Raw genomic sequence first — 632 nt, 5'->3', positions numbered from 1 at the left:
TTCACGGCGATGAAAACGAAGATTTTTGTTCAAGCTTTGATCGTCCTTATATTAAAGCCGTGCGTGTTCAGTGCGAGCAAGATATTCTAGAGGCCGATAAACATTACTCTAGTGCCTTAGGCTTATTGCTAGATACTTATAAAAAAGGTGTTCCTGGTGGAACAGGAGAGGCCTTTGAATGGTCAATTATTCCAAAAAATACCACTAAACCACTTATTCTTGCCGGGGGCTTAAACGCCTCGAATGTGCGCGCTGCTGTTAAACAGGTGCGCCCCTATGCGGTAGATGTAAGTGGCGGTGTAGAATTACGTAAGGGTGTGAAAGACCACTCTAAAGTTTCAAGTTTTGTAGATGAGGTGTCGAGTGCCAGCGAATACACGAATTACTGAAGAATTGTTAGCTCAACTTCCTGATAATAAAGGGCATTTTGGCCCTTATGGTGGTCGATTTGTTTCAGAGACTTTGATGTCATCGCTTGAAGACCTTGAGAAGAAATACCTTTCTCTCAAAGATGACCCTGAGTTCTGTAAAGAGTTTGATAAGGATATGGCTGACTATGTGGGTCGGCCTTCACCGCTTTATTTTGCCGAACGTCTGACTAGAGAAGTGGGCGGTGCAAAGATCTACCTTAA

Annotated in this window: 2 pseudogenes; both read left to right on the top strand. The window is 43.4% G+C overall.

The annotated features are described in order from the left end of the window. Positions 1 to 389: pseudogene (locus A3763_RS04700) on the top strand (phosphoribosylanthranilate isomerase); the annotation flags it as partial. Continuing rightward, positions 352 to 632, top strand: a pseudogene (locus tag A3763_RS04695) (tryptophan synthase subunit beta); the annotation flags it as partial. The pseudogenes A3763_RS04700 and A3763_RS04695, both read left to right, overlap by 38 nt.

The sequence above is a fragment of the Oleiphilus sp. HI0128 genome (assembly GCF_001635365.1).
The sequence above is the reverse complement of the archived record's forward strand: the minus strand, read 5'-3'. Positions and strand labels throughout refer to the sequence as shown.